Here is a 23,313-nt window from a genome sequence, read left to right on the forward strand (position 1 = left end):
CATGAATGTAATGAATGCAGGGGGACAAGTGCATGAGAAGTGATCTGATCGCCCGCTACACGATCGGCGAGCCGGTCTATGAGAACGAGTTCATCGTCTATCCGGCCCAAGACAAGCGGATGGACCATGCGGTCTTCATCGTCGCGCCCGATATGGCGCTGAAACTGGACAAGGCTCGTTTCGAGCGGGTCTGGACCTCCATCAACGAGGCCAAATCGCTGACGGCGCGCCGCTTCGTCGAAATCGAGGACCTCATTCCGCCGTCGCCGGAAGACGACAATTTCTATATTGTCGAGAAGCGGCCGTCGAAAACGCTGCACCAATATCTCGACGAAACGGAGATGGTGGCCTACGAGCGCGCCGTCGAGATCGGCCGCCACATCCTTGAGGGGCTGGCGACGCTGCACGGCGCCGGTTATGCCCACAATGCGCTGACGGACCAGTGCATCTATGTCTCCGAGGATTATTCCGGCCTGTCGGTGCGGATCGGCAACCTGCACCTGATCTCGAAGATCGGCGAGCACATCATCCCGCCCTATGTGCCGGAATTCGGCGCGCCGGAGATCTATGCCAGCGGTACTTTTTCCGCCTCCGCCGCGCTCGACATCTACGCCATGGGCATGATCGCCTACAAGCTGTTCCTGCCGCGGCAGGCCTACGCCAGCGTCTTCGACAGCGTCATGGTCTGGGAAGACGAGCACCAGCGCGAGCAGAGCTGGAAGAACATCCATCTCGATCCTTCCAATATCTTTCCCCGCCTCGACGTGCTGATTCCGGGCTTTCCCGAAGGTCTTGCAAGCCTGGTGGAAAGGATGCTGAGCCGCGACCCCTCCGCGCGACCGCGCACGGGCGCCGATGCGCTCGGCGAATTTGCGCGCGTGACGACAGGCATCCAGCCGATGTCGTGGGATCCGCGCGGCAGCATGCAGCAGCAGCCGGACGTCCCGAAACCGAAAAAGTGGACGCCTGTCAAAATCTCCATGATCGCAGCATTGCTGCTGATCTGCATCGGCGTCGGCGTCGTCACCATCCCCAAGCTGCTGGCCCCGGATCCGAAGCTCGTCGCCGACGTCGGCACCTGGAAGAAGGAGGCCGAAAGCCGCAAACAGAAGGCGATTGCCGCCAAGGCGCCGGAGCGCCCGGCTAATGACCAGGCAAAGCTATCCTATGACACCGGCGCATCGGCCCTGACATCGGCCGATGCCCTGCTCAAGGACGAAGATTACGAAAAGGCACTTCCGGGATTCCAGACGGCGGCCATCAATCTCGGCAATGCGCTGATCGGCATCTCGAAGGAGAATGCCGAGAAAGCGAGGGCTGCCGCTTCGGCCGCAGGCGGCGACAAGGCGCCGGGTTTTGCCGAGGCCGACGTCAAGATGAAGACTGCCGCCGATGCCGCCACCGCAAAGCAGATGCATGCTGCTGTCGGCGCCTACGACGAGTCGAAAACGACGTTTGACGATCTCGCCAAGGCGCTCACCGCGCTGACGGCGGCCGAAAAGGACGCGGCGGCAAAGCGCGAAACCGTCAATCGGATTGGCGCCGGCGATAGCCCCGATGTTGCCAAGGCGAGCGGGCTGATGACCGAGGCCAAGGCCAAGGCCGAGCAATGGCAGATGCCGGCAGCGACATCAGCCTACGGCGACGCCGCCAAACTGTTCGACGCCGTCATCGCCGATGTCATGGCGGCGAAGGATGAGGCAACGGCGCTGAAGCAGAAGGTCACCGATCTCAGCGCCTCGATCGCGACACGCGCCGGTGCTGCCGATCCGACGCTTGCGGCACTCGCCCCGAAGATCGGCGAGGCCGACGGCCGCTACACCACGGAGGCCTATAAGCTCGCGATCGCAGCCTACCAGCCGATCCTTGCCGATCTCGAGGCGCTATCGGCACGCGGCTTCTGCCCGGTTTCGCAGACGGTTGCCTTCGAGACCGTCCCAGCGGGAAACTATTCGCTGGAGAATGTCCGGCTGATGACCTCGTCGATGAAGGAGCTCGGCGGCATGCTTGGCGTCGCCAATGGCGCCGTGAAGGTCGACAAATCCTTCTGCATGCAGTCGAAGGCCGTCACCCGGGCGGAGATGGCGGAATATTACAGCGCCAATTCCGATCCAGCCGCAGCCCAGGCCTATGCCGACAATCCGCAGCAGCCGGCCGACGACGTGCCGCTTGCCGAGGCGCAGAACTATACGGCCTGGCTGTCGAAGCAGCTGAACGCGCCCGTTCACCTCCCGTCGGCGACGGAATGGATGGCGAGCGCGGCGAAGATCCCGCCGGAAAAGCTGCCCGACAACGGCGATATCATCCTGCAATGGAGCGCCACCCCCTGCGAAGCCGGCGGCAATGTCGCCTTCATGGCGCAGGAAGGCTCGACCTTCGTGGTCTGCTCCGACGCGTCGGCCGGCGGTATCTTCCGGGTTACTGCAGAATTGCGGTGAGCGCGGCGAAAAATGGGGCCGAATAGGGCAGTTTGCGCGCCGTTTCTGCTTCATTCGGCAGCTCGCGCTCAAGCCGCATCATTCGACAAATTTCAATTCCAAATTACAAAATACGCGCGTATATTGAACGTGGGGACTGCGGTATCCGTGCCTTGAGGGGTCGAGGACAATGTGCTGGAATACATCATCAGCATTCACGCCGGTTGGGTTTGCCTTGCGAGGTCCGGCATCTCGCAAGATCGTATGGACGTTGGGCGACGCGGCCCGTCTCCTGATCAACGACTGGCCGTGCGATGACGGCGAGGAATACGTGGCTGCCGTGAAAGCCTGCGTCGACGCATTGAGCGGGAAGATTGCTCCGGAACAATTCCGGGAAACGCTTCTGCGTGCGGCCGATGAGGCGGGTATCGCTACTCTATCGCTGGTCCGGCAGGGCGTTGGAGAGCAACGACCGGACATGCCTTCAAGCGCGCAAAGATAGTCCGAATTTCGAGAGGCTACTCGGCTTTCGACGTCATGTTTGCGCCAGAAGCCGCAGACATCAGTCCCAAAGCTAGAAAAGCACAAAATGCAGGATGATGAAGCCGATCCGAGTTTGTCTCTTGGTCTTTTCAGACTCAGTGGCCTCTTCGCCTCTGTCGTTATCATCGTATATATTTTCTGGGAAATGTTCAGCCAAAGCGCAGCCCTCATTCGGCTTTCGATGACAGCAAAACATTTCCCTTATGCTGAGAGATGTGACGCTAGCGGTAATCCGATTACTACAGGAGAGCCTAATTGCGTCGACCTTGGCCGCTATCTGGTCGTCTACGGCCCTGTCATCAAGGTCGTCCGCAGGGCGTGTTCCGGGAGTGACGGCGCCGCCGAGACGCTCATCCTAGACAAGGCGTCGAGGATCGAAATCAGCCTGGTGGAAAAATCCCTGAGTTTTCGAGCTCGCAATGGAGTAAGCGTACTTTGTATTCCATCTAATCTCAGCCCCGAGCAAAGCAACTAAGCTCCTCACCAACGACCGCTCAGGGCCAACTCTGCCATGGCTCAGGGCTCAGATACACCAAAACGCCTATCCCGACGTCAGCATCGAGCTATCGTTCGACAACAATGTCCATGACCTCGCCGGCGAGGGGTTCGAGCTCGGTATCCACATCGGTCCGCTCTCGGACAGCAGCTTGGTCGCCCGCCCGCGGATTCTCGCTGCCTCGCCGGACTATCTTGCCCGTCATGGCCGACCAACCTCGCCGGAGGCTTTGGCGAACCATCTCTGCCTCGGCCACTCCTATTGGCGCATGCAGGATCACTGGCACCTGGTCGGGCCGGGGGGCGAAATGCGCGATGTGTTGATTTCCGGAAAGTTCTCGACCAACCAGGGGGCGGCGCTGCGAATGGCAGCGCTCAGCAGCGCGGGAGTAGCGCTTCAACCGGAAGTGCTGCTCGCTGCCGATATCGCCGACCTGCTTCGGTGCATTTGTCGTGAGCTTCGCCGTCGCTTTCTGGGTGATAGTCAGGGTGCTCTCTAAGACCGACTGCCTTGTAGATAAGCCGCAAGATCAGGGCCTCAGTTGGCGGGAACGGCAAGCACGCAGGCGCAGCCGCTTCGACAGGTATTACGTCGCCGAGGAGTTTCGTTCATTGCGAAAGGCAGCAGCCATCGCCCAGGCAGGTTGTGCTTTATCCTTCGGCTCCCTTCTATTGCTGGGCTTATTGTTTGGCGAGAGAGCGTCTCATTAAGTTCGAACCACTCCTTCCGGTCAAATGCCTATCAAACCGGCGATCACCGCCGCGCCGGCGGCTTCACCGCGGCCCGCCGCTGCAGCGCGAAGCGTGCGGCTGAGCAGTTGACGTCGGGAACGAGATCGTAGGTCTGCTGGTAGAGGGTCTGCGCCAGCGTATTGTTGCCGCGGTTTTCCGAGGCGAGAGCTGCGAGCGCCGTGCGTTTGTAGGCCTCGACGATCGGTTCGGCTGCCTTGGCCAGCGCGGCGTCGTCTGACGGCTCGGCTGCCAGCGAAAGGGCGGCATAGGTTGCGTCGCCATCCCTGCCGACTCGGCCGCCGACGGCGCCGTTGAAGCTGGCCTCCGAAACCTGGCGCATGCGCCGGGCGTTCTTGATGCATGTCGGAATGCGGGCGGCCTCCGCATTGATGCGTTCTGCCGTTGGGCCACCCTCCGCGCTGCCGCTGTCCGACAGGATCACGTAGCCGATGATGCCGACGATGGCGAGATAGGCGACACCCATGCCGGCGAGGAAGGCCGGCTGCTTGAGGAGCGACTTCTTCGGCTTGTCGTCACCTGCCTTGGAGGCCTCCTTCTTCGGCGCCTCCTTGGCAGCAGCTTTGACGACGAATTGGAATTCAACGTCCTTGCCGAGACGGAAGCTGTCGCCGGCTTTCAGCGAGGCCGTCTGCAACAGCGCTTCGCCGCGCAGCATGATCGGGTTCAGCCCCATGCGGCGAATGATGAAGCCGCCATCGCTCTGCCGCTCGATGCGCGCATGGATCGGCGCCAGGAACGGATCGTCGACGACGATATCGGCGTTAGAAGCCCGGCCGATCGACATTTCCGGCCGGTCGAGCACATGGCTGCGGCTCTGGCCGCCGGGACCGGTCTGCAGAAGGCTAGGCTTGTTTCCGCGAAAGAAGGAAAAGACCATGATCAGAACATCCCACTCGACATCATCTCGACAATTGCAGGCGCCAGCACCAGAAGAAGGATCGATACGACGATCATCATCGCCGGCATGACGATCTTGGCCTTCAGCTTTTCACTGGCCCGGTCGGCCTTTTCCCAGCGGCGGAAGCGCAGGTCGCGCGCATGTTCGCGCAACAGCTCGACGCGGTTGCTGCCCTCGACTTCGCCCTGGATCACGGCGCGGATGACGCGGATGACCTCCTCGGCGGTCATGCGACGCTCTAGACGCTGCAGCGCCTCGATCATGCCGGTTCCGAGCGCCACATCCTTCAGCGTCTGTTCGATCTCCTCGCTCATGACAGTGCCGGGTGCCGCTTCGGCATAAAGCCTCAGGCTTTCCGGCAGCGTCGCCTGCGCCTGCTGCGTCATGACGACGAGATCGAGAAAGTAGGGAAATTCGCGCGAGATGCGTTCCTTGCGATCCTGCGCCTTGTCGTCGGCGACGACCCAGAAATAGATCGCGGGGATCAGGCCGAGGATCAGCCCGGCCACGAGCCCGCCGATGACGCTGCCGCTGGCGATGCCGAACAGCAGGCCGAGCAGGACGAAACCGAAAAGGCTCAAAACAACGAGCAGCGCGATATATTCCCGCCCCGTGACGCCGCCGAAAGGCCGGCCGCCATAGATCAGCTTCTGCTCGAGCTGCGCACCGTAGTCGGCCAGCAGCGGCTCGAAATGCGTCAGCACGAATTCGACCGGCGTGCGCATGCCGATGCTGTCGACGATATTCGGCGGCGGACCATCGCCGCCTGCGGTCCGGCGCACCACCTGAATGCTGCCGAGCATATCGCCGATCCACCAGACGAACAGCGCAGCGGTGATGCCGGCAAAGACGATGGTGATCGCGGCGAGGGGTATCTGAGACATCATACCGACACCTTCATCATCGAGCGCATCCAGAAGAAACCGGTCGCATAGAGAATGGCGCCGACGATCGCGATGACGATGCCGATGGCGTTGCCGAACACCTTGTCGATCAGTTCCGGCTGGCCGAAGAAGATCATCAGCATCATGAACAGCGCGCCGCCATTGACGACGCGGAAGTTCATGCGCGCCTGCGACGACGAGGTGGTGATCTTCTGATCGAGCTTCCAGATTTCCTTGAAGGATTTCGACATTTCGGTCAGCGGCTCGGAAATGTCGCCGCCCTGGCGGGCAAAAAGACCGAGTGCCGCATCGACCATCTTGAAATGCAGGCTCGGGACGTTGCGGCCGTGGCGGTCGAGCGCCTCGACCAAGCCGATGCCGAGCTTCTGTTCGCGGGCAATGCGCTCAAACTCGCGCGAGGCCGGCATCTGGCCGGTATCGGCCACCGCATTGACGGCGATGGCGAGCGGCTTACCGGTGCGCACCGCCGAGACGATCTGGTCGACGGCATAGGGCAGCTGCGATTCGATCTGCAGCCAGCGGCGCTGCAGATAATAACGGATCACGCCCTTGGGCAGGAAGATGGCGACCGGGATTGCGATGACGAAGCCGAAGATCGGCCCGAAGATCAGCGAAATCACGATGAAGACGACGATCGCCGTGATGCCGTAGGCGAGGATCATCGTATAGGGCGGAACGGCATCGCGCCCGAAGACCTGTGCTGCCTCGCTGGCGAGCGCGATGTCACGCTCGGTGGCGCGCAGCAGCGGCGCCGGCCAGCGCACCGGCGCGCCCCAGACGAGCAGCCCCGCCGTTATTGCGCCGAGGGCGACCGTAAAAATCTGCAGAATGCTGATATTCATCGCTTTGCCCTCAGACGAACATGTCCAGTTTTTCGATTTCGCCGTCGTCGTTGAACTCGACGAGCTCGGCGACGAAGCTCGGCAGGTAGCCGGTGAAAGCATGCACGGCCTGGCCGCCGGCGCGGCCGACCAGATTGAAGATCGGCTCGACGATGATCAGACCGGTATCCGGATCGATGCCGATCACCTCCGATATTTCGGTGACGGCGCGCCGCCCGTTCGCCAAGCGGTTCAACTGCACGACGAGCTCGACGGCGGCAACGATCTGCTGGCGGATCGCCATGACAGGCAGCGAGCTCTGCCCCTGCAGCACCATCACCTCAAGGCGGGTCATCATGTCCTGCGGCGTGTTGGCATGCGCCGTCGTCATCGAGCCGGCATGGCCGGTGTTCATCGCCTGCAGCATGTCGATCGCCTCCGCACCACGGCACTCGCCGACGATGATGCGGTCGGGACGCATGCGCAGCGCGTTGCGCACGAGATCGCGGATGGTGACGCTGGTCTCGGATTCCGCCGTCTTCGGCCGCGATTGCAGGTAGACGACATGGATGCCGTCGAGCTGCAGTTCGGAGGTGTCCTCGACGGCAACGACGCGCTCGCCGACGGGGATGAACTGCGACAGGCTGTTCAAGAGCGTCGTCTTGCCGGAACCGGTGCCGCCTGAGACAACGATGTTCTTGCGCGAGCGGACAGCCGCCTCGAGGAAGGCGCGCATCGGCTCGCTGAGCGCACCGGCGGTGACCAGCTTGCTGATATCGAGCCGCGACTTGCCGCCGAACTTGCGGATGGTGAGGCAAGCGCCCTTGACCGCCAGCGGCGGAATGACGGCGTTGACACGCGAACCATCCGGCATGCGGAAGTCGGCCATCGCCTCGCTCTCGTTGATCGAGCGGTTGGAATCGACGGCGATGCGCTCGATCACCTTCATCAGCTGCCGCTCATTGGCGAAGGCGAAGGGATAGCGCTCCAGCAGACCGAATTTTTCGACGTAGATCTCGTCGTAGCGCGTCACCATGATTTCCGAGATGACGTCGAGATCCATCAGCTCGGAGATCGTCCCCCAGCGATACATCAGCTCCTCGATGCTGGAGCGCAGGTGCATATGGGCGATTTCATAGCGGTCGCCGGCGTTGAAAAGGGCTTGCCGGGACTGGAAGGCGGCGCTGAACCGGGTATCGAGCTGGGCGAAGTCGGAGCGGGTGGATTCGAAGTTCAGCTTGAGCTGCAAGGCCGATATCAGCGCCTTGCCGACGTCGAACAAGCGGCGATTGTCCTGCTCCTCGCGCGACAGGCTTGCGGCATTCGACGAGGCGTCGCGCCGCCCCGTGCGGGCAATGCGTTTGGCCAGCCACCGATAGACGGCGTTCTTGATGACGAGGATGACGAGATCCTGCGGTGCAGCGTCGAGCGCCTCCTTGATGAACATGTCGAGGCGCTCGCGGATTCGGTTTCGCGTGTCCTCGCGGCCGAAATCGGCGGATTTCACCAGCCGGTCATATTGCGTGTCCTTCAGCAGGCGCTCGTGGATTTCCATCTGCAGCGCGAGCACGCGTTCCTGATCGGGAAACTGCGTGACCGCTTCGGCGGCCGCGGCCGGCTCGACGAGCTCGATCGTGACGTTCGGCACCCAGATCGACATGCCGGCCGAGACCGCAACCGGCGTGCCGGCCCGAAGCGGCTGATCGTCGACGCGCGTCGGGTTGCGGCCATGATGCTGCACCGACCAGCCCTGGCCCGACTTCCGCAGCACGAATTGCGGTGAAGAGACGTGGCTGCCGCGCAGGCGCACGACGCCCGCGCCGGCAGGCAGCGTCAGCGTGCTGCTTTCGCCGACGAAATAGGTCTCGTTCGCCGAGAGCGGGATCACCTCCCGACCGCTGCCGTCCTCATAGGAAATCTTCAACAGCATGGCTCATTCCCCCGCGGCGGTCACATGCGCGTCCAGTTGATGCTCGGCAGGTCCTCGACGGTATTGTCGGCCGGATTGCGCAGCACGAGGTTCAGGCTGCCGTTCGACTGGCCCATGGCAAAAATCAGCATTTCAGCTTCCGACGGCGTCACTTCGACGGTCACATTGTTGTAGGTGCTGTTGGCCTTGGTGACCGCACCCTCCGCCGTCGTCGCCGCGCCGACGGCCAGAACCTTGACATTCTGCAGGAAGGTGCGGGTGACGACGCGGGTGCGCGAGCTTATGCCGAGTTTATAATCCTGCGCCTGTTTGCGGTAGGCGTTGACGTCGTTCTCGTCTGCGCCGGGATATTGGGTGAGGTAGTTCTTCAGCATCTGCTCGACGGGCGACTGCGGCTGGGCTGGAGCCTGCGGCTGTCCTGCTGTGGCCGGCGCCTGACCAGGGACGGCAGGCTGGCCTGGCACGGCAGCGGGCTGGCCAGGGGCCCCCGGTTGGGCCGCTGCGGCCGGCGCCACGGGCTCGACCGGTTCGTCGACCGTGCCGATGATATCGACATAGCTGCCTGGCTCGACGAAATGGCCGACGGCCGCGGCTGCGTTGACGGGAAGGGTCAGCGCCCGCTTACCCGGCGCGATCATCGTCGTAAGGCGTCCGCCGTCGGTATCGTCGAAATACTGGAAGAGCAGCACGGAGCCGGCCGGAATATCGCTCGCAGCCGTCCTGTCCTTCAGCCATTCCTGATAGGCGCTGGCGGCAGGCACCGCGAGTTTGGCGAGCGCCCCGAAGCTTTCCGGCAGCATCACCGGCTCGGCAAGCATGTCGGGCGTGATCGCCTGTCCTCGCGTGACCTTCCTGTCGGGCTGGAGCCGCATGAAGGCATAGGCCGTCTGCTCGTTCTTGACGCTCTCGGTCCAGAAGTAGAGCAGAACGCCGGTGATTAGCCCGACGATGACAGCCGCGATGAGCTTCCAGTTCATGGTGTTATTCCCCCTACGAAGGGTTGCCTGATTTGAATGACCTCGACGGTTCGGCCGTCGGTTTTGCTGCGAGTGTAAAGAACATTGGCCTCGACGCTGCCGCGCCGGCCATAAAGCGCAGTAACCCCGCCGCGCTGCGCTGGCGGCGTCTCGATGGTGAAGCCGTCGCGGGCAAGCAGATCGGCGCGCTGATCGGACCAGCGCACGGCCGACAGCGTACCTTTCGACACGACCGTGCGTGACGTGTGGCCCTTGTCGCGATCGCCGATATCGCTCAGCACCTCGACACCGGCCGGCGGACGCAGCGACTGCGGCAGCTTGGTGACATCGGCAGGTGCTGCAAAGGCCGGCAGCGTCGAGGCAACATCGTCGAAGCGGCTCATCAGCACCTCGGTCATCGGCGCATCGGCCGGCCTGCGGATCATGATCGTGACGCCCGGGATGGGCGCTCTCGCCGAAGAATTTGCAGGGTCCTGACGTCTGAGATAATCGAGGGCAGCCTCGCCGTCGCCGTCGAAGAATCGCACCACCACGGCGAGATCGTCGCGAATGCGGCTCGTCTTCGGGACGATCAGCATGTTGGCGGCAATGACGGCGGTCAGTTCTTCCTTGTCGTTGCTTTTCGGCAGGGCGGGTCGGGTATTGACGGCCAGCACCCGCAGCCACTCGTCGGTGATATCGGAAATGCTGCGATCGCTCTGATAGGGCGTGAATTCAAGCGGCTGGCCGTTGATGACGAGATCGCGCGGCGCGCGTTCCGGCGCGCCAAGGATGCCGGCCAGCATCGAATTCAGCGTCACCCTCAAATCCTTGTAGATCTCGGCTCGAACAGGTGTGGCCGCGGCGGCGTCAAGCCCGATGACGAGCACCAAAGCGGCGAGATGGCTGGTAAAACTAAAGGAGATGCGCGGGCCCCGTCTCATCTTATTTCGCTCCCGGAAAGACGCCGTCGAACAGATCGCCAGAATCGCTGGCCACTCCGCGGATTTCCCGGCGCAGGGTCGGATCGTAGCCTCGGCGCGTGGTATCGTTGTTGTGGGAGGCAAACAGTGTCGAGTCATCCACCGTGAACGCGTCCTTCCAGCGGAGGCTCCTGATGGTATCGAGATCGTCGGAATCCCTGAACTTGTAGACTCGATCGGCCGTCGCGGTGACGAGCTGCGGCTTCTCATTGGCGAGGTCGCCGACCATGTCGCCGAAATCGCGGCCGTCGCTCTTCCAGGTCTTCTGTACGTCGTCCCAGACAAAGGTGCGCTGCGGGTCGCCGCCGCCTTCATGCGATGGTGTGCGTGAGCAGCTCATGGCGTCGCGTCCGGGCAGTGCCGGCAAGGCCGGTATCGGGAAGACGTTCGAGAAATCCGACGTGCAGGACAGGCCGTTCGCCTCGGCGAAGGCGGCGTTGCGCATTGCAACCATGGTTCCGACCTTCTTGGTGGAAATCTTGTTCGCATGAATGACGAAAATCACGATCAGCAGGATGACCGGCGCGGCGAGCACGAATTCAATCGAGGCGAGACCGCGCCTATCGCGGTGCAGCCGCATCAGCAGCCCGCGGCCGGGAGGACCGCTCATAGGCTCAGTGTGTGTTGACGGCAGCCCAGGCATTGGCTCCTCCTCGGTCGAAGACGCGGGTCAGGCCGGTAAAACTATCGGCCGCCGGGCTCTGCTTGATGGTGTTGGAAACTTGGCCGATATCGTCGGCGAGTGTCGCGGGGGCAAGCGATGCCAGCCAGTCCTGGGTGTAGAGGTCGAAGGCCGTGTAGTTGTGGACCCAGCTCTGCGCCAAGGCGTAGGCGGACGGTGTCTTGTCCTTGAAGATGCGGATCTGCAGCCTGGCGCGCGGGGCGCGGGAAACGATCGCCAGCGTCTGGTAGTCGTCGAGCTGCTCGCCGCCGAAGGGCGTGAAGTTAAACGGTATGCGTCCTTTCAGCCAGTAAGGCTTCGGGAAGGAGATGACAGGCAGGGGAGCACCCGCCACGGAAATCGCGCCACCGGCTGGGCCGCAGACCTGATTCCAGATCATGTCGAACTTGCGGGTGAAATCGTTCTCGTCTTTTGTCTGCTTGTCGGAATAGCGCGGCGGTACGTCGATCGGCAGCTGAAAGGGGTTCACGATGCCGAACTCGATGCCGAAGAGTTCCTCGGCGATATAGAAGCTGCCATCGAGCAGCAATTCCTGCCACCAGCTGAGATCGCCAAATTGCTCGATGATTGCCTTGAACGGGACCTTGCTCAGATAGGCCGGGCCGAAGGCTTCATAAAAGATGTAGAAGTCCACTAAAGCATCGTCGATGCCGCTCTCGTGGTTGACCCAGTCGCGGATATGGCTGCCGTCGACGCCGCCCGCGGTCAACGGGCCCTTGCCGTTGGGGAAGCCACGTTTGGCAAACTCGCCGCGCATGAGGAGCGGATCCTGCCCTTGCGTGCCCTTGCTCATCGCCAGGCACATTTCAGCATAGGCCGCAGCGGGATTGATGCCGTCGCGATCGACCGGCAGGTTGCCGCCGGCGCCCTCTCCGGCGTCGTTGCAGGATTCGCACGGCGGGTGGAAGACGACATGATCCGACTTGTTCAGGCGCACCAGATGCAGGGCTTCGTTGCCCACGCGCTGAGGAAAGCTCTCGACGAGGTAGTCGTTGAGGTCGTTCATGGCGTCGATAATGTCGCTGGACTTTTCGATAAGGCCCCATGGATCATAATCGAGCTGTGCTTTTACCGTATATGCAAGCGCCTTGGTGGCTCCTATCGCCCGGACCCCCTGGAATGCCAGGCAAGCACCGTAGATGATGCCGCCGATGATCGGGACCTTCTGCCAGCCCGGGCAATAGGGCATCGGCGGCATCGGCGGCAAAAGGGATGCCGGCCCGAAGCCTTCAGTAAAAGAATATTGGGCGAGTTTTGCCAGAATGGCGGTAGAGCGCAGGGCAAGCTCCGCCGTCGTCAGCTGGAAGGCGACTGACGTCGCCATGACGACGGTTGCCTGCGAGGAGGCGACGTTGTTCATCGCCATAATGTTGAGATAGCGGGCTTCCCAGTCGGCGTGGACGAGAGCAGCAGCGTCGGCCGTGTCTTGCGTGCGCTGCTTGTCGTAGATCATCTGTCCCGTATTCAGGATCCAGACGATCATCAGGGCGAGCGCGATCGTCATGTAGAGAATAATCGGTGACAGGAAGCCGCGTTCGTCGCGGTGCAGGCGCTTGATAAGGGTCGGTGTCATAGCAGGTTCACCTCCGCCGTCGAGATCGTGTAGTAGCGGCCGTCCTTCCTCTGGCCGCGGGCAAAGACCCAGCCGGCATATTCGAGCAGCAGGAAGCGCGCTTCCACCTTGGCGGTAACCGGCACATGCGGCGAACGGTTGATGGCGGCATAGATCGCCATCGGCGCGCGGTCGACGGTCACGGTGACGTTCTGCGGGTCGAACATATAGCGGGCCTGGTTGCGCATCGCGCGCCAGTTCTTCGACAGGCCCGAGGCATCGGCAAGGCTTTTCAGCGCATCTTCCGGCGGCTGGCAGGCACCGACGCATTTCAGCTGGTCGTAGGGTGCGGCCGGGATCAGCGCCAGGCGGGCGGCAAGATCGGCCTTGCCGGCGGCAGCATCGTCGTCGCAGGTCCTGGCGTCGATCAAGCTCCGGATGGTGATCGGCAGGGCCGGACAGAAATAGACACGGGCGCTGCGCGCCGCCGCATAGGCGGCATAGTGGGTGAAGAGGTGGTTCTTGGCCAGGATGGTGAACTGGAAGACCACGAACATGAAGAAGACGAAGACCGGTGTCACGAGAACGAAATCCATCATCGTCGTGCTGCCGGAGATGTCGCCGTGCAGCTCCGATATCCGGCGCCGGCGGGCGGAAAGCCGCGGCAGCAGCAGCAGCGAGGCAAGCAGCATCAAGGCGATCGCAAAGGTACCGAGGAGCGCGCCGTGATCCTGAGGGACCCAGAAGGTCCGCGAGTGCAGGATCGAACTCCAGAAGGCACCGTCGAAGATGGGGCGTTCGAGTTCAGCGCGCATTGCCGTTACCTCACGAGTGAAAGAGGGGTGAAATCGGGCATGAAAAGGCACCAGAGAAGTCCGAGAGCAGCGGCAACGCCGAAGCGGACCGTGTGTTGGGTTTCGCGCGGCTTCAGCACCGAAGCGGCATCGCGGAAACCGGCAGGCAGGAGAAGCGCAAACAATCCGACCGTTCGGGCCAGCACGCTCCACTGAACACGCCGCGCCATGGAGAAAACGGCGATCACGCCGCCGGCCATCAGCGAGGCAAGTGTGACGTCGATGGCGGGCCAGAGGCCGAGAATGGCGCCGAGCGCCGCCATCAGCTTGACGTCGCCGCCGCCGCAGCTTCCGGCTGCGAAGGCGATGATGAAGATCAGGCCGGCTGCAAGGAGGCCTGCGAAGGCAAGCCCTATTCCTGCGAGACCGCCGCTGATTGCCGCCAACATGAACCCGCCAAGCAGGCAGGGGTAGGTGACGGCGTTCGGGATATGACCGTGGCGATGGTCGAGCACCGCCGCGGTCATGGTGCAGGCGACGGCAAGAGCCGCCGCCGCAGGCATCAGGGTCAGATCATAGGTCGTATCCATGATCCCGATCCGCTTATTGACCCGGCTCAGGAATTCTCTCGGCATCCGAGAGCGCCGTGTTCTTTTCGTTGAACCATTCGCCGATCTGTTTGCCGAAGGCGAGCAGGATCAGCATCAGCGGAATGACGATCAGGGCGACCGCCAGGACGATCTGGGCCATGTCGCCGCGTTCGTCCTTGTGAAGTGCAATTGCGAGAGTCTTGAGTTTACCAAACATGTGATTACTCCTCATTCTCAGGTTTGTTTCGGTTCGAAGCCGTGGTGAAGATGAACCAAGCATACGCCATCGATCCGAACGAGCATGTTGCTCGATCCAATGATTTTTTCTGCTTCAGCTTATCTTCCCCGGCGGCCAACGTTTGTTGAGCAACACCATTAAGACCCAAGAGTGCGCCCAAGGCCAGCCCTCCGTCAAGCAAACGAAACGAAGGGTTCCAATTGTCTTGGAGGCATCGCCGGAAAAATCGCAGTTGACGACGGATTCTCTTAACTAAGCTTTTGAACAGGCTGCAGTTTTACATGCGAAGAGGAAGTTTTTGATGGTTCTTCGCGGCTTCGTCTACTGCTCCATAATTGGTCAATTCTTTCAAAGCGATAGAAGAAACGGCGTACTGCGATCAGAATCACTGCCTGCGCGACGCCCGACCATGGTGTTGTTTGATGATCTGGATTAAGCTTTCCCAAAATGGTGGGTACCGCCCGCCAGTCGATCCGGAGAGAAAACGATGGAAACGATGAGCAGCATCTTAATACTTGCATTGGTCCTCATTCCATTGATGATGTTCTTTCCCACCGCGGTTCAGATGATGGCGACACTGTTCGGCATGAGCACGGTCCTGGTCGGGATGCCGCTCTGATGAAAGCCGTTTCCGACGACGCTGCCGAACAGGCAACCTTCCAGGTCCTGACCCGGGCGCTGGACAAGCTGCTCGGGCCGATCCGTTTTCTCCTCGATGATCCGAGCGTGTCCGAAATCCTGATCAACGGCACATCCGACATCTTCGTCGAAAGGCGAGGCAAGCTCGAACGCGCCGATACGCGCTTCGCCAGCCGCGAAGACCTGGAATCGGCCGCGCGCAGCATCGCGCAGTTCTCAGGCAAGCGGCTGACGCCGGAGGAGCCGAGCGTCGAGGCGCGTTTGCCGGATGGTTCGCGCGTGCAGATGATCCAGCCGCCCGCCTCCCGCACCGGGCTTTGCATCTCCATTCGCCGCTTTCTGAAAGAACATCGCAGCATCCGCGATCTCGTCACCCAGGGCAGCCTGACCGACCAGTCGCTGACGCTGCTGCAGGCGGCCGTCGGGCTGCAGAAAAACGTGATCATCTCCGGCGGCACCGGCACCGGCAAGACGACGATGCTGAACGCGCTGTCGGAAGCCTTTGCCGACCACGAGCGCATCATCGTCATCGAGGACACGTCGGAACTGCAGATCCGCAAGGAACACGTCGTCTATCTCGAAGTGACCAAGCCCGACCGTTTCGGCCGCGGCGGCGCCAGCATCCGCGACCTCTTCCGCTCGTCGCTGCGCATGCGGCCGGACCGGGTCATCGTCGGCGAGTGCCGCGGCGGCGAGGCGCTCGATATGATCCAGGCGATGACATCAGGCCACAGCGGCAGCCTTTCGACGGTACATGCGAACACGCCCTATGACTCCCTGCACCGGCTGGAAACGCTGGCGCTGATGTCTGATATCGACATGCCGCTTCGGCCGCTGCGCGCCCAGATCGCCTCGGCGGTCGACGTCGTCGTGCAGATCGCCCGCTTCAAGCGCACCGGAAGGCGCCGGGTGATCGAGATCTCCGAGATCAAGGGCCTGAACAATGACGGCCAGTATATCGTCGAAAGCATCTACAAGCTCGAGGGCGACGGACATTCCAATCCCGATGGCGCGCTGCTGTGGACCGGTGTCGTGCCGAGCTTCGCCGCCGATGCGGTGGAAGAGCTGCAAGGCGCCGAGCGCCCCGAATGGGTCGGCGCCGCCGCGCTGCATACAGCCTAAAAACAATCGAAATTCTGTTCTACATTATATAGTTAGAGCACGATGTCATCCGAAAACCGCTCACACCTTTGGGCATCATGCTCTGTCAGACGCCGTCCTTTTCGGCGCTCGCCGCCATATGGGTAAGATCGTCCCAGAGGCTTTCGGCAAAACTGCGCAGGACCGTGAGTTCGAAGCTGTCATCGCCGGTGCGGACGATCTGCACCGAGAGATGACCGACCATTGTCATGGCCGAATGGCCTTCCGGAAAGACGGAAGGATCGAGATCGACGGCGGTCCCCCTTGAGAGAAGCGCCCGCGAAGAACGGCCGGAAACGCCGATACGCACGCGCCCGTGGCTCTGGTCCATGACGAAGGCCTTTCCCGCAAGCGCTGCAACGAGAGCATCGAGGCTGGCGGGCACGAACGGTTCGTCGCCGGCGACGAACCATTGGCGGAAACCCGCCTGGCGGATCGAACTTTGCGCAAAGCCTGCTTTCACCAATTCCGTGGCGAGCGCGGTGGGCTCGATCGCGCCGAGCACATGCAGGAGATGGCCCTCCGGCAAGGCTTCCAGCCGGACGCCCGCCCCTGAGATGCCGTTATATGCCATGCCGGCAAGAACCGGTTTGTGCTGCGGAAGATCACGCATGGAGCTTCTCGTTTTCGGGATCGATGAAGACGGGATGGCAGAGCACCGCATCGGTGATTTCGTTGCGCAGGCCGTTCCAGACCGTCACCTTTTCACCGATGCGCTCCGGCCCACGCCTGACGAGCGCCAGGCCGATCGTATGGCCGAGCCCCGGCGAAAACGCGCTTGAGGTGACGTAGCCCTGGTCGTTCTCGAGCGTCGCCGCAGCACCCTCGGCAAGAATATGCGAGCCGGTGCGGAAGCCGCTTGCCGGATTAAGCGGCTTGACGCCGACGAGGCGGGGCCGCTCGGGATCCTTCAGCCCTTCACGGGCAAGCATTGCCTTGCCGATGAAATCCGGCTTCGTTGAGGAAACCATGCGGCCGAAACCGAGATCGCCGGGCGTCACCGTGCCGTTGATCTCGGCATGGGTGACATGGCCCTTTTCGATACGCATGACACCGAGCGCTTCGGCGCCGTAGGCGCAGATGCCATATCTCTCGCCCGCCGCCATGACCGCATCGGCAACGCCTTCGCCGTAGCCGGCGGGTACTGCCAGCTCGTAGGCAAGTTCGCCGGAGAAGGAGATCCGGAAGAGCCGGCCTTCGAGGCGGCCGCCGAAGAGGGAGACCTTGCGGGCGCTCATGAAGGGGAAGGCCGCATCCGACAAATCCTCGTCGACGATCTCCTGGAGAATGGTACGCGACTTCGGCCCGGCGACGGCCATCTGCGCCCATTGATCGGTCGAGGAGGCGAAGCAGACGTCGAGTTCCGGCCACAGCGTCTGGGCGCAGAATTCCAGATGGGTCAGCACGCCGGCGGCGAGCGCCGTCGTCGTCGTCATGAAGAAATGCTCGTCACCGAACCGGCTGGTGGTGCCGTCATCATAGATGAAGCCGTCCTCGCGCAGCATGATGCCGTAACGCGCTTTGCCGACGGCGAGCTTGGCGAAGCCGTTACAATAGATGCGATCGAGGAAGGTCGCGGCATCCTTGCCAAAGATTTCGATCTTGCCGAGGGTCGAGACATCGCAGAGGCCGGCATTCTTCCGGATGTTCAGCACCTCGCGGTCGACGCTTTGGCGCCACGTCGCCTCGCCGGCGCGCGGAAACCAGGCGGAACGGTACCAGAGGCCGGTTTCGACGAAGACCGCGCCGTTCTTCTCGGCCCAGCCATGCAGCGGCGATTTGCGCGCCGGCTGGAAATGTTTGCCGCGCGACGTCCCGGTCAAAGCGCCGAAGGAAACCGGCGTATAGAAGGGCCGGAACGTTGTCGTTCCCACTTCGGCAGGTGACACGCCACGCGCCTCGGCAAGAATTCCGATGGCGTTGATGTTGGAAAGCTTGCCCTGATCGGTCGCCATGCCTGATGTCGTGTAACGCTTGGCGAGTTCGACATGGCCGTAGCCTTCGCGGACAGCGAGACCCAAATCCTTGAGATGCACGTCGTTCTGATAGTCGACGAAAGCCTTGCTCTTCGAACCCTTCACCGACCAGAGTGGCTTTGCCTGTGCAGCCGTCTCGGACGCCTCGCCAAAGGCCGGCTCCGCCGTTGCGAAACCGATCGCCTTCAACGCGGCAGATGCCTTTGCGGCGCCATCGCCGAGGCAGGTCGCCGTCTTCGCAAGGCCGGCGGCCGAGCCGGCAACGGCAAGACTTTCCTGCTGGGCGGGCGCCAGAAACGCCGAGGCCTCGTGCGACCATTGCGGCTTCGCGCCGCGATGACAGGCAAGATGAATGATTGGGCTCCAGCCGCCTGACATGGCAAGCGCATCCGCTTCGATACGGCGGGTGCCGTCTGCGGTCTTGACGTTGACGCCGCGCAGGCTCTTGCCGCCAAACGCATCGATGACCCTGGCGCCCTCCAGCACTTCGGCGCGGCCCTGCCAACTCCCACCTCCATCCCCGCGGCTGTCGACGATCGCCGCGACCGCGAGGCCGGCGGCCTCGAGATCGGCGGCGGTGCGATATCCGGCGTCGTTGGTGGTGAAGATGACAGTGCTTCTGCCGGGTGCGACCGCCTGTCGATTGAGATAGCTGCGCATCGCGCCTGCCATCATCACACCGGGAATATCGTTGCCGCCGAAGACGAGCGGACGCTCCTCGGCGCCGGTTGCAAGGATCGCCTGGCGGGCGACGATGCGCCACAACCGTTCGACGGGGCGTTCCGGGTCGGGTATCGCCACGTGCTTCTGCACCCGTTCGACCGCGCCGAAGACATTGTCATCGTACCAGCCGAACACCGTCATGCGCGGCAGGCGGCGCACATTCTCCAGGCTCGCCAGTTCGGCAAGCAGCTCACCGAGAAGCGCGTCATCCTCGCCGTCGATGGTGCCGCTGTCGGAAAGCAGGCTGCCGCCGAGTTCGGATCCCTCGTCGGCGAGGATGACGCGCGCACCGGCGCGGCCGGCAGTGAGCGCTGCGGCAAGACCGGCAGGGCCGGCGCCGATCACCAGCAGATCGCAATGCGCCCAGCATTTCTCGTAAGTGTCGGGATCGGCTTCGTAGGAGGCTCTGCCGAGGCCGGCCGCCTTACGGATCACCGGCTCGTAGAGCTTTTCCCAGAGGGCCGCCGGCCACATGAAGGTCTTGTAGTAGAAACCGGCGCTGAGGAAGGGCGACAGCAGTCCGTTGACCGCGCCGACATCGAAGCCGAGCGAGGGCCAGCGGTTCTGACTCTTTGCCGTCAGCCCCTCGTAGAGCTCGATCATCGTCGCGCGCGTATTCGGTTCGGTGCGCCCGCCGCTGCCCGTCGTCACCAGCGCGTTCGGTTCGGCAGCCCCCGCCGTCAGAATGCCGCGCGGGCGATGATATTTGAAACTGCGGCCGACGAGTTGGACGCCGTTGGCAAGCAGCGCCGAGGCGAGTGTGTCGCCCGGATGGCCCTCAAGAGGCTTGCCGTCGAAGGTGAAACCGAGCGAAGTAGTGCGGTCGATGCGGCCGCCGGAAGAAAGACGGAAGCTCGTCATGCCGGTTCTCCGCCGAGCTTGGAGAGGGCGGCATCCCTGACGCCGTGGACCGCATGGGTGACGGTATCCCGTTCGACGATCAGCCAGCGGCGGCATCCGGAGGAATGGTGCCAGTATTCGCTGTGCCGGCCCCGCGGATTGTCGCGCAGATAGACATAATCGTACCAGGCCTCCGCACCGGCATCCGGCGCCGGCCGAGCAAGGCCGGCATCGCCGCGGATCGAGAACTCCTCCTTCGGTCGGACGCCGCAATGAGGACAGGAAATCAGGCTTGCCATCGTCAAATGTCCTCAGTGCAGATTGGGCTGGGCGCCGACGCCCTTTTCGTCGATCGGGTAGCCGCGCGCGAAGCGGTCGAGCCGGAAGGCGCGGGCGGTCTGATGCGGCGCATTGCGGGCGATCAGATGGGCGTAGCAGAAGCCGGAGGCGGGTGTCGCCTTGAAGCCGCCGTAACACCAGCCGGTGTTGAGATAGAGATTGTCGATGTGGGTGCGGTCGATGATCGGCGAGCCGTCCATGCTCATATCCATGACGCCACCCCAGGAGCGCAGATATCGCACGCGCGACAGCGAGGGAATCAGCGCAAGCCCGGCTTCGGCGACATGCTCGACCGAGGCGAGATTGCCGCGCTGGGCATAGGAATTGTAGCCGTCGATGTCGCCGCCGAAGACAAGGCCGCCCTTATCCGACTGGGACGCGTAGAAATGCCCGGCGCCGAAGGTGACGACGGTGTCGATGAACGGTTTGAGCCCTTCCGAAACAAAGGCCTGCAGCACATGGCTTTCAATCGGCAGCCGCAGGCCGGCCATATCGGCGACGACGGTGGAGTTGCCGGCAGCCGCCAGCGCCAGCTTGCCGCAGCCGATGAAACCCTTGCTGGTCTCGACGCCGGTAATCTGACCGTTTTCGCGGCGGATGCCGGTCACCTCGCACTGGGTGATGATGTCGACGCCGCGTTGATCGGCGCCGCGCGCATAACCCCAGGCGACCGCATCATGGCGCACCGTGCCGCCGCGCGGCTGGAACAGGCCGCCCATAATGGGGAAACGGGCATTGTCGAAATCGAGGAATGGCAATTTCTTGCGCACCGCCTGCCGGTCGAGAATCTCGGCATCGACGCCGTGCAGCCGCATGGCATTGCCGCGGCGCGTATAGGCGTCGCGCTGCGCATCGGAATGGAAGAGGTTGAGCACGCCGCGCTGCGAGACCATGGCGTTGAAGTTGAAGTCCTGCTCCAGCCCTTCCCAGAGCTTCATCGACAGCTCGTAGAAGGGATTGTTGCCCGGCAGCAGGTAGTTCGAGCGGATGATCGTCGTGTTCCTGCCGATGTTGCCAGAGCCGAGATAGCCCTTTTCGAGGACGGCGACATTGGTGACGCCGAATTCCTTGGCAAGATAATAGGCGGTGGCAAGACCATGGCCGCCGCCGCCAACGATAATGACGTCGTAATGCGGCTTCGGCGCCGGATCGCGCCAGGCCGGCGCCCAGCCTTTGTTGCCGCGAAGGCCGTTCAGGAAAATCGAAAGAGCGGAATAGCGCATGGTCACCCCGGAAAGAAGAGGTGCATGATGCCAGAAAGGGGAGGGCGGACTTGCACAGAAGGGACATCAATCGCTAAGAAAGAGACATGTCCTCGCTTGATAGCAGAAATGTGCAGACGATCGGCTTTATCCTTATCCCGGGATTCGCCCTGATGTCCTATGCCTCGGCGACCGAACCGCTGAGGGCGGCAAATCTTCTGGCTGGACGCGAGATCTATCGGCTGCAGATCTTCTCGCCGGATGGCGCAGCGGCACTCTCCTCCTCGGGTGTCAGCGTCCCTGCCGAACCTCTCCCTGTCAGGGGCGCGGGGCTCGGAACGGCCTTCGTCTGCGCCGGCGGCTTGCCCCGCGACTGGCGGTATCCCGGCGTGCTTTCCTGCTTGCGGCAGCTGTCGCGCGAAGGTGTGAGGATCGGCGGCATCTCGGGCGGCCCCTATCTTATGGCCGCCGCCGGACTGCTTGGCGGCCGCGACTTCACCATCCACTGGGAGCATGCGGCCGCCCTTCTCGAAGCCTTCCCGGATCTCACGCCGCGCCAGGCGCGCTTCATGATCGACGGCAACAGGATCACCTGCGGCGGCGGCATCGCACCGCTCGACATGATGCATGTGCTGATCGCCGAGCGCATGGGGCCGGATTTCGCTCGCCGTGTCAGCGACTGGTATCTTCATACAGAGGTCAACGAGCCCGCTGCACCCCAGCGCGCATCCTTGGCCGAGCGTTACGGCGTCCATCATCCCGGCCTGCTTAACGTTCTCGAACGAATGGAGGAGACGATCGAGATGCCGCTCGAGCGTGCCGCCATGGCGCGCATCGCCGGCGTCACGACCCGCCATCTCGACCGGCTCTTTGCTGCCCATCTCGGCACCACCTTTCTTGATCAATACCGCAGGATCAGGCTGCAGCATGCCCATCGGCTGCTGAAGCAGAGCCCGCTTTCCGTCTCGGAAATCGCGGTTGCCACCGGCTTTTCCAGTCTGAGCCATTTTTCCCGCATGTTCCGTGCCGTCTATGGCATCGCCCCGCGTGAGGCACGGCGGGAATAGGTTTTCTTCACGGTTGAGGAATTTTCACTATGACGATAGGGTTGCCTTCAGAAATGAGAAGGCGGCAGGGGAAAACCCATGAAATCCAAGCGTGCAGCGGCAGAGCAACCGGAACAGGCGAATAGTGGACGCGCTCCCTTTTCCCAGGACCCTCACGCCGTCCGCGAGCCGAAGGAAAACAACCTCGAAATGGCGATCGGCCATGAGGTGCGCGCCTACCGCAAGAAACTCGGCATCACGGTGACCGATCTGGCGGCAGCGACGGGCATCTCGCTCGGCATGCTGTCGAAGATCGAGAACGGCAACATTTCGCCGTCGCTGACGACGCTGCAATCGCTGTCGCGGGCGCTCGGCGTCCCGCTGACGGCCTTCTTCCGACGTTTCGAGGAACCGCGCAACGCCGTCTTCGTCAAGGCGGGCCAGGGCATCGAGCTCGAACGGCGCGGCACCCGCGCCGGTCATCAATATAATGTGCTCGGTCATATCGATAACAATACCAGCGGCGTCATCGTCGAGCCTTACCTCATCACCCTGACGACCGATTCCGACATCTTCCCGACCTTCCAGCACGAGGGGATGGAGTTTCTCTATATGCTCGAAGGCGAAGTTGTTTACCGCCACGGCGACCAGCTTTTCCAGATGCAGCCGGGCGACAGCCTGTTCTTCGACGCCGATGCGCCGCATGGGCCGGAACAGCTGGTGAAACTGCCGAGCAAATACCTCTCGATCATTAGCTATCCACAGCAGAGCTCGAAAGGCTGACTTGCCTTAAAAGAAAAAATCTTTCTTCCGAGTTGAAAACCCAAAACAGACCTGCTAGTCCTTTCTCA

Annotated in this window: 21 protein-coding genes and 1 pseudogene; 7 read left to right on the plus strand and 15 right to left on the minus strand. The window is 62.4% G+C overall.

Annotated features, from left to right (window positions below; translation table 11 throughout):
• Positions 1 to 32 precede the first annotated feature (32 nt).
• The 4 genes and pseudogenes from RWJ89_RS07480 to RWJ89_RS07495 form a co-directional block, all read left to right on the plus strand.
• Positions 33 to 2,438 carry a protein kinase domain-containing protein gene (locus RWJ89_RS07480; RefSeq protein ID WP_316030787.1) on the plus strand — a complete coding sequence of 802 codons (2,406 nt, stop codon included), beginning with the start codon at positions 33 to 35 and terminating at the stop codon, positions 2,436 to 2,438.
• Positions 2,439 to 2,607: 169 nt separating this feature from the next.
• Positions 2,608 to 2,919 carry a DUF982 domain-containing protein gene (locus tag RWJ89_RS07485; protein ID WP_168336379.1) on the plus strand — a complete coding sequence of 104 codons (312 nt, stop codon included), beginning with the start codon at positions 2,608 to 2,610 and terminating at the stop codon, positions 2,917 to 2,919.
• Between the two features lie 87 nt (positions 2,920 to 3,006).
• Positions 3,007 to 3,435, plus strand: coding sequence for a hypothetical protein (locus RWJ89_RS07490; RefSeq protein WP_206113115.1), 429 nt, complete (start codon positions 3,007 to 3,009; stop codon positions 3,433 to 3,435).
• 55 nt (positions 3,436 to 3,490) lie between these two features.
• Positions 3,491 to 3,889, plus strand: a pseudogene (locus tag RWJ89_RS07495) (LysR substrate-binding domain-containing protein); the annotation flags it as partial.
• Between the two features lie 320 nt (positions 3,890 to 4,209).
• Here the strand turns inward: RWJ89_RS07495 and RWJ89_RS07500 are convergent.
• Genes RWJ89_RS07500 through RWJ89_RS07550 form a run of 11 tightly spaced genes read right to left on the minus strand, consistent with a single transcriptional unit; the run spans position 4,210 to position 14,536 of the window.
• On the minus strand, positions 4,210 to 5,085 hold the full coding sequence (locus tag RWJ89_RS07500; RefSeq protein WP_077980019.1) for an FHA domain-containing protein: 876 nt from the start codon (positions 5,083 to 5,085) through the stop codon (positions 4,210 to 4,212).
• Between the two features lie 2 nt (positions 5,086 to 5,087).
• Positions 5,088 to 5,993: a type II secretion system F family protein gene (locus RWJ89_RS07505; RefSeq protein WP_077980020.1), complete on the minus strand. Its 906-nt coding sequence runs from the start codon at positions 5,991 to 5,993 to the stop codon at positions 5,088 to 5,090.
• The gene (locus RWJ89_RS07510; protein ID WP_077980021.1) at positions 5,990 to 6,853 is read right to left on the minus strand and encodes a type II secretion system F family protein; all 864 of its coding nucleotides are present in this window, start codon (positions 6,851 to 6,853) and stop codon (positions 5,990 to 5,992) included. The genes RWJ89_RS07505 and RWJ89_RS07510 overlap by 4 nt, the downstream gene beginning before the upstream one ends.
• A gap of 10 nt (positions 6,854 to 6,863) precedes the next feature.
• Positions 6,864 to 8,762 (minus strand): ATPase, T2SS/T4P/T4SS family, encoded by a 1,899-nt coding sequence (locus RWJ89_RS07515; protein WP_003548183.1) that lies wholly within the window; start codon positions 8,760 to 8,762, stop codon positions 6,864 to 6,866.
• 20 nt (positions 8,763 to 8,782) lie between these two features.
• A complete protein-coding gene (cpaB, locus tag RWJ89_RS07520; RefSeq protein WP_131628631.1) occupies positions 8,783 to 9,739 on the minus strand; it encodes a Flp pilus assembly protein CpaB in 957 nt (318 codons plus the stop codon).
• Positions 9,736 to 10,662 carry a hypothetical protein gene (locus tag RWJ89_RS07525; protein ID WP_316030788.1) on the minus strand — a complete coding sequence of 309 codons (927 nt, stop codon included), beginning with the start codon at positions 10,660 to 10,662 and terminating at the stop codon, positions 9,736 to 9,738. The genes cpaB and RWJ89_RS07525 overlap by 4 nt, the downstream gene beginning before the upstream one ends.
• Position 10,663: 1 nt before the next feature.
• Positions 10,664 to 11,344 carry a TadE/TadG family type IV pilus assembly protein gene (locus RWJ89_RS07530; RefSeq protein ID WP_222020649.1) on the minus strand — a complete coding sequence of 227 codons (681 nt, stop codon included), beginning with the start codon at positions 11,342 to 11,344 and terminating at the stop codon, positions 10,664 to 10,666.
• Positions 11,316 to 12,956: a TadE/TadG family type IV pilus assembly protein gene (locus RWJ89_RS07535; RefSeq protein ID WP_316030789.1), complete on the minus strand. Its 1,641-nt coding sequence runs from the start codon at positions 12,954 to 12,956 to the stop codon at positions 11,316 to 11,318. Before RWJ89_RS07535 ends, RWJ89_RS07530 begins: the two co-directional genes overlap by 29 nt.
• Positions 12,953 to 13,750, minus strand: a complete 798-nt coding sequence (locus RWJ89_RS07540; protein WP_221947113.1) for a TadE/TadG family type IV pilus assembly protein — start codon at positions 13,748 to 13,750, stop codon at positions 12,953 to 12,955. Before RWJ89_RS07540 ends, RWJ89_RS07535 begins: the two co-directional genes overlap by 4 nt.
• A 5-nt stretch (positions 13,751 to 13,755) precedes the next feature.
• Positions 13,756 to 14,319, minus strand: a complete 564-nt coding sequence (locus RWJ89_RS07545; protein WP_131640623.1) for an A24 family peptidase — start codon at positions 14,317 to 14,319, stop codon at positions 13,756 to 13,758.
• Between the two features lie 13 nt (positions 14,320 to 14,332).
• A complete protein-coding gene (locus RWJ89_RS07550) occupies positions 14,333 to 14,536 on the minus strand; it encodes a hypothetical protein (RefSeq protein WP_003548168.1) in 204 nt (67 codons plus the stop codon).
• A 468-nt stretch (positions 14,537 to 15,004) separates the two neighbouring features.
• Here RWJ89_RS07550 and RWJ89_RS07555 point away from each other — a divergent pair, with 468 nt between their 5' ends.
• Positions 15,005 to 16,318, plus strand: coding sequence for a CpaF family protein (locus RWJ89_RS07555; RefSeq protein WP_245289859.1), 1,314 nt, complete (start codon positions 15,005 to 15,007; stop codon positions 16,316 to 16,318).
• A gap of 85 nt (positions 16,319 to 16,403) precedes the next feature.
• Here the strand turns inward: RWJ89_RS07555 and RWJ89_RS07560 are convergent, their stop codons facing one another.
• Genes RWJ89_RS07560 through RWJ89_RS07575 form a run of 4 tightly spaced genes read right to left on the minus strand, consistent with a single transcriptional unit; the run spans position 16,404 to position 21,437 of the window.
• Entirely contained in the window at positions 16,404 to 16,949 is a 546-nt protein-coding gene (locus tag RWJ89_RS07560) for a sarcosine oxidase subunit gamma (RefSeq protein ID WP_131662498.1), read from the minus strand.
• Positions 16,942 to 19,896 carry a sarcosine oxidase subunit alpha family protein gene (locus RWJ89_RS07565; RefSeq protein WP_316030790.1) on the minus strand — a complete coding sequence of 985 codons (2,955 nt, stop codon included), beginning with the start codon at positions 19,894 to 19,896 and terminating at the stop codon, positions 16,942 to 16,944. The genes RWJ89_RS07560 and RWJ89_RS07565 overlap by 8 nt, the downstream gene beginning before the upstream one ends.
• The gene (locus tag RWJ89_RS07570) at positions 19,893 to 20,174 is read right to left on the minus strand and encodes a sarcosine oxidase subunit delta (RefSeq protein WP_131640619.1); all 282 of its coding nucleotides are present in this window, start codon (positions 20,172 to 20,174) and stop codon (positions 19,893 to 19,895) included. Before RWJ89_RS07570 ends, RWJ89_RS07565 begins: the two co-directional genes overlap by 4 nt.
• A gap of 12 nt (positions 20,175 to 20,186) precedes the next feature.
• Positions 20,187 to 21,437 (minus strand): sarcosine oxidase subunit beta family protein, encoded by a 1,251-nt coding sequence (locus RWJ89_RS07575; RefSeq protein ID WP_131662500.1) that lies wholly within the window; start codon positions 21,435 to 21,437, stop codon positions 20,187 to 20,189.
• Positions 21,438 to 21,523: 86 nt separating this feature from the next.
• Between RWJ89_RS07575 and RWJ89_RS07580 the strand changes: the two genes are divergently transcribed.
• Together RWJ89_RS07580 and RWJ89_RS07585 are read left to right on the plus strand one after the other, a co-directional pair.
• Positions 21,524 to 22,483 carry a GlxA family transcriptional regulator gene (locus tag RWJ89_RS07580; RefSeq protein ID WP_131662501.1) on the plus strand — a complete coding sequence of 320 codons (960 nt, stop codon included), beginning with the start codon at positions 21,524 to 21,526 and terminating at the stop codon, positions 22,481 to 22,483.
• A gap of 78 nt (positions 22,484 to 22,561) precedes the next feature.
• The gene (locus RWJ89_RS07585) at positions 22,562 to 23,245 is read left to right on the plus strand and encodes a helix-turn-helix domain-containing protein (protein WP_131662502.1); all 684 of its coding nucleotides are present in this window, start codon (positions 22,562 to 22,564) and stop codon (positions 23,243 to 23,245) included.
• The last annotated feature ends 68 nt before the right edge of the window (positions 23,246 to 23,313 follow it).

Source organism: Rhizobium sp. 10PS4, assembly GCF_032464805.1.
Taxonomy (GTDB): Bacteria; Pseudomonadota; Alphaproteobacteria; order Rhizobiales; family Rhizobiaceae; genus Rhizobium; species Rhizobium laguerreae.

Coding starts and splice junctions, on each gene's coding strand:
- RWJ89_RS07480 (WP_316030787.1), top strand. CDS start 33: ATGAGAAGTGATCTGATCGCCCGCTACACGATCGGCGAGCCGGTCTAT.
- RWJ89_RS07485 (WP_168336379.1), top strand. CDS start 2,608: ATGTGCTGGAATACATCATCAGCATTCACGCCGGTTGGGTTTGCCTTG.
- RWJ89_RS07490 (WP_206113115.1), top strand. CDS start 3,007: ATGCAGGATGATGAAGCCGATCCGAGTTTGTCTCTTGGTCTTTTCAGA.
- RWJ89_RS07500 (WP_077980019.1), bottom strand. CDS start 5,085: ATGGTCTTTTCCTTCTTTCGCGGAAACAAGCCTAGCCTTCTGCAGACC.
- RWJ89_RS07505 (WP_077980020.1), bottom strand. CDS start 5,993: ATGATGTCTCAGATACCCCTCGCCGCGATCACCATCGTCTTTGCCGGC.
- RWJ89_RS07510 (WP_077980021.1), bottom strand. CDS start 6,853: ATGAATATCAGCATTCTGCAGATTTTTACGGTCGCCCTCGGCGCAATA.
- RWJ89_RS07515 (WP_003548183.1), bottom strand. CDS start 8,762: ATGCTGTTGAAGATTTCCTATGAGGACGGCAGCGGTCGGGAGGTGATC.
- cpaB (WP_131628631.1), bottom strand. CDS start 9,739: ATGAACTGGAAGCTCATCGCGGCTGTCATCGTCGGGCTAATCACCGGC.
- RWJ89_RS07525 (WP_316030788.1), bottom strand. CDS start 10,662: ATGAGACGGGGCCCGCGCATCTCCTTTAGTTTTACCAGCCATCTCGCC.
- RWJ89_RS07530 (WP_222020649.1), bottom strand. CDS start 11,344: ATGCCTGGGCTGCCGTCAACACACACTGAGCCTATGAGCGGTCCTCCC.
- RWJ89_RS07535 (WP_316030789.1), bottom strand. CDS start 12,956: ATGACACCGACCCTTATCAAGCGCCTGCACCGCGACGAACGCGGCTTC.
- RWJ89_RS07540 (WP_221947113.1), bottom strand. CDS start 13,750: ATGCGCGCTGAACTCGAACGCCCCATCTTCGACGGTGCCTTCTGGAGT.
- RWJ89_RS07545 (WP_131640623.1), bottom strand. CDS start 14,319: ATGGATACGACCTATGATCTGACCCTGATGCCTGCGGCGGCGGCTCTT.
- RWJ89_RS07550 (WP_003548168.1), bottom strand. CDS start 14,536: ATGTTTGGTAAACTCAAGACTCTCGCAATTGCACTTCACAAGGACGAA.
- RWJ89_RS07555 (WP_245289859.1), top strand. CDS start 15,005: ATGGTGGGTACCGCCCGCCAGTCGATCCGGAGAGAAAACGATGGAAAC.
- RWJ89_RS07560 (WP_131662498.1), bottom strand. CDS start 16,949: ATGCGTGATCTTCCGCAGCACAAACCGGTTCTTGCCGGCATGGCATAT.
- RWJ89_RS07565 (WP_316030790.1), bottom strand. CDS start 19,896: ATGACGAGCTTCCGTCTTTCTTCCGGCGGCCGCATCGACCGCACTACT.
- RWJ89_RS07570 (WP_131640619.1), bottom strand. CDS start 20,174: ATGGCAAGCCTGATTTCCTGTCCTCATTGCGGCGTCCGACCGAAGGAG.
- RWJ89_RS07575 (WP_131662500.1), bottom strand. CDS start 21,437: ATGCGCTATTCCGCTCTTTCGATTTTCCTGAACGGCCTTCGCGGCAAC.
- RWJ89_RS07580 (WP_131662501.1), top strand. CDS start 21,524: ATGTCCTCGCTTGATAGCAGAAATGTGCAGACGATCGGCTTTATCCTT.
- RWJ89_RS07585 (WP_131662502.1), top strand. CDS start 22,562: ATGAAATCCAAGCGTGCAGCGGCAGAGCAACCGGAACAGGCGAATAGT.